Below are 8,313 nucleotides of genomic sequence, written 5' to 3' on the forward strand. Positions count from 1 at the left end.
CTCAGTGCCCCCCTTCCGGCGGCGCCGCCGCCCCCGACGTGACCGGGCCGTTGACGTCGTCGGTTACCAGCATGAAGATCTGGTCGCCCTCCTGCACCACGGTGGAGACGGTGGGCAGCGTGCCGATCCCGAACCGGTTCAGGTAGGCCACCCGCGCGCCGACGGCCTGCTCCAGCTGCTTGAGCGGCCGGCCGATCCAGTCCTTGTGCACCGGCACCTCGATGATCGAGATGGTGCTCGTCGGGTCGCGGAAGATCTCCACGTTGCCCTCGGGGACCAGGTGACGCAGCATCCGGTCGGCGGTCCATCGGACGGTCGCCACGGTGGGGATGCCGAGCCGCTCGTAGACCTGGGCGCGGCGCTGGTCGTAGATGCGGGCCGCGACCCGGGACACGCCGAACGTCTCCCGGGCCAGCCGGGCCGAGATGATGTTGGAGTTGTCGCCGCTGGACACCGCCGCGAACGCGTCGGCCCGCTCGATGCCCGCCTGACGCAGCACCTCGCCGTCGAAGCCCGCGCCCGTGACGGTGATGCCGGCGAAGTCGGGCCCGAGACGGCGGAACGCGTCCGCGTCCTGGTCGATCACCGCCACCGAGTGTCCCCGCGACTCCAGGCTGTGTGCCAGGGTCGACCCGACCCGGCCACAGCCCATGATCACCACATGCACGGTGTCCGCTCCTCCCACGGCGCCGCCCGCCGACCCGTCGTCTGCGAGCCTGCCACGTCCCGCTGCGGGACGGGGGACCGAACCGTACCGCGTGCCCGCACCCGGGGGAGATCGACCACCCCCACGCCGCGGACGCCGTGGTCGTACGCTTGGCGGTTGTGGCCCGACCCACCTCGCTGCTGAAGCGACTCCTCCTCGGTCGACCGTTCCGGTCCGACCGCCTGCAGCACACGCTGCTGCCGAAGCGCATCGCGCTGCCGGTCTTCGCCTCCGACGCGCTCTCCAGCGTGGCGTACGCGCCGGACGAGATCCTCCTGACGCTGTCCATCGCCGGCGCCTCGGCGTACTTCTTCTCGCCGTGGGTCGCGCTCGCGGTCGTCGTGGTCATGCTGACGGTGGTGGCGAGCTACCGGCAGAACGTGCACGCCTATCCCTCCGGCGGCGGGGACTACGAGGTGGCGACGGTCAACCTCGGTCCCAAGGCCGGCCTCGCGGTGGCGAGCGCGCTGCTCGTGGACTACGTGCTCACCGTCGCCGTCTCGGTCTCCTCCGGCGTGGCGAACCTCGGCTCGGTGGTGCCGTTCGTGGCCACCCACAAGGTGCTCATCGCGGTCACCGCGGTCGTGCTGCTCACCGCGATCAACCTGCGCGGCCTGCGCGAGTCGGGCAACGCCTTCGCCATCCCCACGTACGGCTTCGTGATCGTGATCGGCGGCATGCTGCTGACCGGGCTGATCCGCATCTTCGTGCTCGGTGACGACCTGCGCGCGCCGAGCGCCGGCCTGGAGATCCAGGCCGAGCACAGCGTCACCGGATTCGCGCTGGTGTTCCTGCTGCTGCGCACGTTCTCCTCCGGCTGCGCCGCGCTCACCGGCGTCGAGGCGATCTCCAACGGCGTACCGGCGTTCAAGAGCCCGAAGTCGAAGAACGCCGCGACCACGCTGCTGCTGCTCGGCGGCATCGCGGTGGCCATGCTCGTCGGCATCATCTGGCTGGCCCGCCTCACCGGTCTCCAGTTCGTCGAGGACCCGAGCGCGCAGATCGTCGCCGGCCCGGACGGGTACGTGCAGAAGACCGTCACCACCCAGCTCGGCGAGACCGTGTTCGGCAGCGGCTCGGTGCTGCTCTACGTGGTCGCCGGGATGACCGCGCTGATCCTGTTCCTGGCCGCCAACACCGCCTTCAACGGCTTCCCGGTGCTCGGCTCGATCCTCGCCCAGGACCGCTACCTGCCCCGCCAGCTGCACACCCGCGGCGACCGGCTGGCGTTCTCCAACGGCATCCTCTTCCTTGCCGTCTTCGCGGTGGTGCTGATCGTCGGCTTCCAGGCCGAGGTGACCAAGCTCATCCAGCTCTACATCGTCGGGGTGTTCGTCTCGTTCACGCTCTCTCAGGCCGGCATGATCCGGCACTGGAACCGGCACCTGCGCAACGAGCGCGATCCGGAGGCGCGCCGCCGGATGATCCGCTCCCGGTCGATCAACACCTTCGGCATGGCCATGACCGGCGTCGTGCTGATCATCGTGCTGGCGACGAAATTCCTGCTCGGCGCCTGGATCGCGATCGTCGCGATGGCCGTGATGTACGTGGTGATGCTCGGCATCCGCCGCCACTACGACCGGGTCGCCGAGGAACTGGAGCCGACCGAGCAGCGGGGCGTGCTGCCCGCCCGCAACCACGCCATCGTGCTGGTGAGCAAGCTGCACAAGCCGACGCTGCGGGCCGTCGCGTACGCCCGCGCCACCCGCCCGGACACGCTCACCGCGGTCACCGTGAACGTGGACGAGCAGGACACCCGCGACCTCCAGGCCGACTGGGAGCGCCGCGAGCTGCCGGTGCCGCTGACCGTGATCGACTCCCCGTACCGGGAGATCACCCGCCCGATCCTCGACTTCGTCGCGTCGGTGCGCCGGGAGTCGCCGCGCGACGTGGTCACCGTCTTCATTCCGGAGTACGTGGTGGGGCGCTGGTGGGAGAACCTGCTGCACAACCAGAGCGCGCTGCGGCTCAAGGGGCGGCTGCTGTTCGAGCCGGGCGTGATGGTGACAAGCGTGCCCTGGCAGCTCGCCTCGACCGCGAGCAAGAACCTGGACCGGCTGGACGCCACGCTGAGCCGGGGCCCGGCGCGCGGCCCGCGGGTGGCGCCGCAGAGCACGCTGCCGCCGCCGGTGGCGTCCACGCCCGCCGGCGAGCGGGAGGAGCGGCCGTGAGCGCGGCGGAGCGGCTCGGGCCCGCGTCGCCGGCCGGGCGTCCCGGGCTGGAGGAGGCCGAACGGGTCGAGCTGACCGTCGACGCGGTCGCGCCGGGCGGGCACTGCGTGGCCCGGGTCGGCGGGCAGGTGGTCTTCGTCCGGCACGCGCTGCCCGGCGAGCGGGTGGTGGCCGAGGTGACCGAGCTGCACCGGGGCTTCGCCCGCGCCGACGCGGTGCAGATCCTCGACGCCTCGCCGGACCGGGTCACCGCGCCGTGCCCGTACGCCCGGCCGGGCCGGTGCGGCGGCTGCGACCTCCAGCACGTCGCCCCGGCCGCCCAGCTCGACTGGAAGCTGGCAGTGGTGCGCGAGCAGCTCACCCGGCTGGGCGGCCTCACCGCGGAGCAGGTGGAGGCGCTCGGCGTACGCGTCGAGGCGCTGCCCGGCGGGCCGCTGGGCTGGCGTTCCAGGGTCCGCTACGCGGTCGACGCCGCCGGCCGGGCCGGATTGCTCAAGCACCGTTCGCACGAGGTGGTGCCGATCGACAGGTGCCTGATCGCGCACCCGGCGATCCAGGAGCTGCCGGTGCTTGCGCCCACCGGCGCCCGCTGGCCGGACGCCGACGCGGTGGAGACGGTCGCCAGCACCGGCGGGGACGTCGCCGTGGTCGCGTACGCGCACGGGGTTCCGGCGGCGGTGAGCGGGCCGGAGCGGGTCCGGGAGACGGCGGCCGGGCGATCCTTCACGGTGCCCGCCTCCGGGTTCTGGCAGGTCCACCCGGCCGCGGCGGACGCCCTGACCGGCGCGGTCCTCGACCTGCTCGACCCGCGGCCCGGCGAGACCTCCTGGGACCTGTACGGCGGGGCCGGGCTGTTCGCCGCCGCGCTCGCCGAACGGGTCGACGGCGCCCGGGTGACGCTCGTCGAGTCGGCGCCGGACGGCGTGGCGGCGGCCCGGGAGAACCTGGCCGGCCTGCCCGCCGTCGAGGTGGTCGCCGCGCGGGTGGAGGCCGCGCTGTCCCGGCGCCGGATCACCGGACCGGTCGACCTGGTGGTACTCGACCCGCCGCGCTCCGGCGCGGGCGCGCCGGTGGTGCGCGGTGTGGTGGCCGCCCGGCCGCGCGCGGTCGCCTACGTGGCCTGCGACCCGGCCGCCTTCGCCCGGGACGTGCGCACGTTCGCCGAGGCGGGGTGGCGGCTGGCCGCGCTGCGCGGCTTCGACCTGTTCCCGATGACCCAGCACGTGGAGCTGGTGGGCCTGGTCCTGCCCCCGCAGCGTTGATCTTGTCCGCGGCTCCGCGCGTTGACCGCGTTAACAAGGGGCCCTTTCACTACCGGATCCGTTAAGAAGGGGCCCTTCCTTGCGCATCGTCGGGCTGATGTCGGGCACGTCGTACGACGGCGTGGACGTGGTGGCGGCCGAGTTCACCGCCGACGGCGGCACGCTGCGGCTGCGACCGCTCGGGCACCGGGAACTGGCGTACCCGGACGACCTGCGGGCCGAGATCGCCGCGCTGCTGCCCCCGGCGGCCACCACGATCGAGGCGGTCTGCCGGCTGGATAACCGGCTCGGCGAGGTGTTCGCGGAAGCGGCGGCGGCCGGTGTCGAGCTGGCCGGGGGCACTGCCGACGCGGTCGTGTCGCCCGGTCAGACGGTCTTCCACTGGGTCGAGGACGGCCGGGTGCGGGGCACGCTCCAGCTCGGCGCGCCGGCCCGGGTGGCCGCCCGGGTGGGCGTACCGGTGCTGCACGACCTGCGCTCGGCGGACGTGGCGGCCGGCGGCCAGGGCGCGCCGCTGGTCCCGGCGTTCGACGCGCTGCTGCTCGACCCGGCCGCCGGGGCTGCACCCCGCGCCGCGTTGAACCTCGGCGGGATCGCGAACCTCACAGTGGTCGCGCCCGGCACGCCCGTCCTCGGGTACGACGTGGGCCCGGCGAACGCGCTGCTGGACGCCGCCGCCCGGCGCTTCCTGGACCGGCCCTGCGACGTCGACGGCGCCCGCGCCGCGGCCGGCCGGGTGCACGGGGCGCTGCTGGCCCGGCTGCTCGCCGAGCCGTACTACGCCGCGCCGCCGCCCAAGTCGACCGGCAAGGAGCTGTTCCACGGCGGCTACCTGGACGCCGCGCTGACCGCGCTCGGCGAGCCGGTGGCAGCCGACGACGTGCTGGCCACGCTCACCGAGCTGACCGCCCGCACCGTGGCCGACGCCTGCAACCGGCACCGGGTCACCGAGGTGGTGGCCGCCGGCGGGGGAGTGCGTAATCCCACACTCCGGACCCGGCTGGCGGCGCTGGGGGAGGGACGCTGGCGGCTGCGCACCACCGACGAGCTGGGCGTACCGGCCCAGGCCAAGGAGGCGTACGCGTTCGCGCTGCTGGGCTGGCTGTCCTGGCACGGGCTGCCAGGCGCGGTGCCGTCGGTGACCGGGGCGTCCCGGGCCGCCGTGCTCGGCTCCTGGACCCCGTCCGGCCCGTCCGCCGCCGCGCCGCGCCCACCCGCGCCCCGGCGGCTGGTGGTGGACGCCTGACCTGGGTCGATGCACGGCCGGGCTGCGGACTGTTCCGCGGCCGATAGACTCTCGGGTCATGAGTGTTGAAGAGGGCACGGTCAACCACGGTCGGCTGCTGGGCACCGTCTGCGGCCCGCAGGACGTGAAGCGGATGACCGCCGAGCAGCTGGACATCCTCGCCGCCGAGATCCGTGACTTCCTGATCGCCAAGGTCTCCCGCACCGGCGGCCACGTCGGCCCCAACCTCGGTGTGGTCGAGCTGACCCTGGCGATGCACCGGGTCTTCGACTCCCCGCGTGACCGGCTCCTCTTCGACACCGGCCACCAGGCGTACGTGCACAAGATCCTCACCGGCCGGCAGGAGGGCTTCGACAAGCTCCGCCAGCGCGGTGGCCTCTCCGGCTACCCCAGCCAGGCGGAGAGCGAGCACGACCTGATCGAGAACTCGCACGCCTCCACCGCCCTGTCGTACGCCGACGGGCTCGCCAAGGCGTACGCGCTGCGCGGCGAGAAGCGCTCGGTGGTCGCCGTGGTCGGCGACGGCGCGCTCACCGGCGGCATGTGCTGGGAGGCGCTCAACAACATCGCCACCGCCGGCAACCCGCTCGTCATCGTGGTCAACGACAACGGCCGGTCCTACTCGCCGACCATCGGCGGCCTCGCCGACCACCTGTCGTCGCTACGGCTCAACCCCGGCTACGAGAAGGTGCTCGACACGGTCAAGGACGCGCTGGGCAACACCCCGTTCGTCGGCAAGCCGATGTACGAGGTGCTGCACGCGGTCAAGAAGGGCATCAAGGACGCGGTCGCCCCGCAGGCCATGTTCGAGGACCTCGGCATCAAGTACGTCGGCCCGGTCGACGGCCACGACGTGCCGGCGGTCGAGGCGGCGCTGCGCGCCGCGAAGAACTTCGGCGGCCCGGTGATCGTGCACGCGGTCACCCGCAAGGGCTACGGCTACCGCCCCGCCGAGGACGACGAGGCCGACTGCCTGCACGGCCCCGGCGCGTTCGACGCCGAGACCGGCAAGCTGCTCGCCGTCCCGTCGGTGAAGTGGACAAACGTCTTCGCCGACGAGCTGGTCGCGATCGCCGACGAGCGTCCCGAGGTGGTCGGCATCACCGCCGCCATGGCCGAGCCCACCGGCATCGCCACGTTGGCCCGCAAGTACCCGGAGCGGGTCTACGACGTGGGCATCGCCGAGCAGCACGCGGCCACCTCCGCCGCCGGCCTGGCGATGGGCGGGCTGCACCCGGTCGTCGCGGTCTACGCCACGTTCCTCAACCGCGCGTTCGACCAGGTCCTGCTGGACGTGGCGATGCACAAGCTGCCGGTCACGTTCGTGCTGGACCGGGCCGGCATCACCGGCCCGGACGGGCCTAGCCACTACGGCATCTGGGACATGTCGGTCTTCGGCGTCGTGCCCGGCCTGCGGATCGCCGCGCCCCGCGACTCGGCCACGCTGCGCGAGGAGCTGCGCGAGGCGGTCGCCGTGGACGACGGCCCGACCATCCTGCGCTTCCCGACCGGCACCGTCGCCGCCGACCTGCCGGCCGTACGCCGGGTCGGCCCGGTCGACGTGCTGGCCGAGTCGGCGCGTACCGACGTGCTGCTGGTCGCGGTCGGCTCGTTCGCCGGCCTCGGCGTCGAGGTCGCCGCCCGGGTCGCCGAGCAGGGGTACGGCGTGACAGTCGTCGACCCGCGCTGGGTACGCCCGGTGCCGGCCGAACTGGTCGAGCTGGCATCCACGCACCGGCTCGTGGTCACCGTCGAGGACGGCGTGCGCGTCGGCGGCGTCGGTTCCGCGCTGGCCCAGGCGATGCGCGACGCCGACGTCCGCGTACCGGTCAAGGACCTCGGCGTGGCGGCCGACTGGCACCCGCACGGCAGCCGCGCGCAGATCCTGGCCGATCTGCGGCTGACCGCGCAGGACGTGGCGCGCGACTGCACCGGCTGGATCTCCGGCCTGGACGCGGCCCCGGTGGACCCGGCCACGAACGGAGCCCGGGCCCAGAGCTGACCCGGTTCCCCGCCCGCCTGCGTTGATCTTGCACTTGCGGCCCTCCTGATGTCAGCTTCGCCCGATAAGGGAGGGCCGCAACCGCAACATCGCCGGATGTCCGGTGTGGAGGGAGGGCTCGTGGAGGTACGGGAGGCGGGGCTCGGGGATCTCTCCGGGATCGTCGAGGTGCACAGCCGGGCGCGGGTGGCCTACTACCGGGCCGGCGGGCTGCCGGTCGGGGAGATCCTCACCCCGGAGCTGGCCCGGGAACAGCGGGAGGGCTGGGCGGCGGCGATCACCTCGGCGCACAAGCAGGTGCGGTGCGCCATCGTGGACGGTTTGCTGGCCGGCGTGCTGGCCATGGGGCCGCCGCACTCGTCCGAGCTGGATCCGCGGACGACCGCGCAGCTCTACCAGATCCACGTCGATCCGGAGCTCTGGGGCCGGGGCGTGGGTGGTGCGCTGCACGCGCTGTTCGTGCGTCACCTGGCGGACGAGGGGCTGGCGCTGGGAGTACTGGAGGTGTGGGAGCGCAACACCCGGGCCCGCGCGTTCTACACGCGCCACGGTTGGCGCCCCGACGGCACCTCCCGCCCTGGCCCAGCCCAAACCCCCTACCTAGGCATGCACCTACCTCACCCCTAGCGCGGCCCAGCCCTCCCGGCCCCGCCGATCTGACCGGTAAATGACCTGTACCACGGTGGGTTTTGGGCGCGCGGGGGTGGCCCGGCGTCGGTGGGTCGACGCGGGTGGGGTTGGGGTGTGGGGTGTCAGGTGGCGGGTTGCAGGGTGACGGTGTGGCCGAGGGATTCGAGTTGTCGGACGAGGCTGTTGGTCCTGCGGGTGGTGTTGATCCGGCGGTCGTGGAAGTCGGCGCCGAGGTCGTGGTAGCGGGCCGTCGGGTCAGCGAGTAGGTGCCAGATGATCACGAGGATGGACCGGGC

General features: G+C 73.3%; 6 protein-coding genes. 5 read left to right on the forward strand and 1 reads right to left on the reverse strand.

All coding sequences use genetic code 11. The annotated features are described in order from the left end of the window. Position 1: 1 nt before the first annotated feature. On the reverse strand, positions 2-667 hold the full coding sequence (locus tag C569_RS0111980; RefSeq protein ID WP_026268043.1) for a TrkA family potassium uptake protein: 666 nt from the start codon (positions 665-667) through the stop codon (positions 2-4). 158 nt (positions 668-825) lie between these two features. Here C569_RS0111980 and C569_RS0111985 point away from each other — a divergent pair, with 158 nt between their 5' ends. From C569_RS0111985 to C569_RS0112005, 5 genes are all read left to right on the forward strand, one after another. Then, positions 826-2,877, forward strand: a complete 2,052-nt coding sequence (locus tag C569_RS0111985; RefSeq protein WP_026268044.1) for an APC family permease — start codon at positions 826-828, stop codon at positions 2,875-2,877. Beyond that, positions 2,874-4,139, forward strand: a complete 1,266-nt coding sequence (locus tag C569_RS0111990; protein WP_018786022.1) for a class I SAM-dependent RNA methyltransferase — start codon at positions 2,874-2,876, stop codon at positions 4,137-4,139. The genes C569_RS0111985 and C569_RS0111990 overlap by 4 nt, the downstream gene beginning before the upstream one ends. Before the next feature lie 79 nt (positions 4,140-4,218). Further along, entirely contained in the window at positions 4,219-5,385 is a 1,167-nt protein-coding gene (locus tag C569_RS0111995) for an anhydro-N-acetylmuramic acid kinase (protein ID WP_018786023.1), read from the forward strand. Positions 5,386-5,443: 58 nt separating this feature from the next. Continuing rightward, positions 5,444-7,387: a 1-deoxy-D-xylulose-5-phosphate synthase gene (gene dxs, locus C569_RS0112000; RefSeq protein ID WP_018786024.1), complete on the forward strand. Its 1,944-nt coding sequence runs from the start codon at positions 5,444-5,446 to the stop codon at positions 7,385-7,387. A gap of 96 nt (positions 7,388-7,483) precedes the next feature. Beyond that, the gene (locus C569_RS0112005) at positions 7,484-8,014 is read left to right on the forward strand and encodes a GNAT family N-acetyltransferase (protein ID WP_018786025.1); all 531 of its coding nucleotides are present in this window, start codon (positions 7,484-7,486) and stop codon (positions 8,012-8,014) included. Positions 8,015-8,313 lie beyond the last annotated feature (299 nt).

This window comes from Micromonospora sp. CNB394, assembly GCF_000374985.1.
Taxonomy (GTDB): domain Bacteria; phylum Actinomycetota; class Actinomycetes; order Mycobacteriales; family Micromonosporaceae; genus Micromonospora; species Micromonospora marina.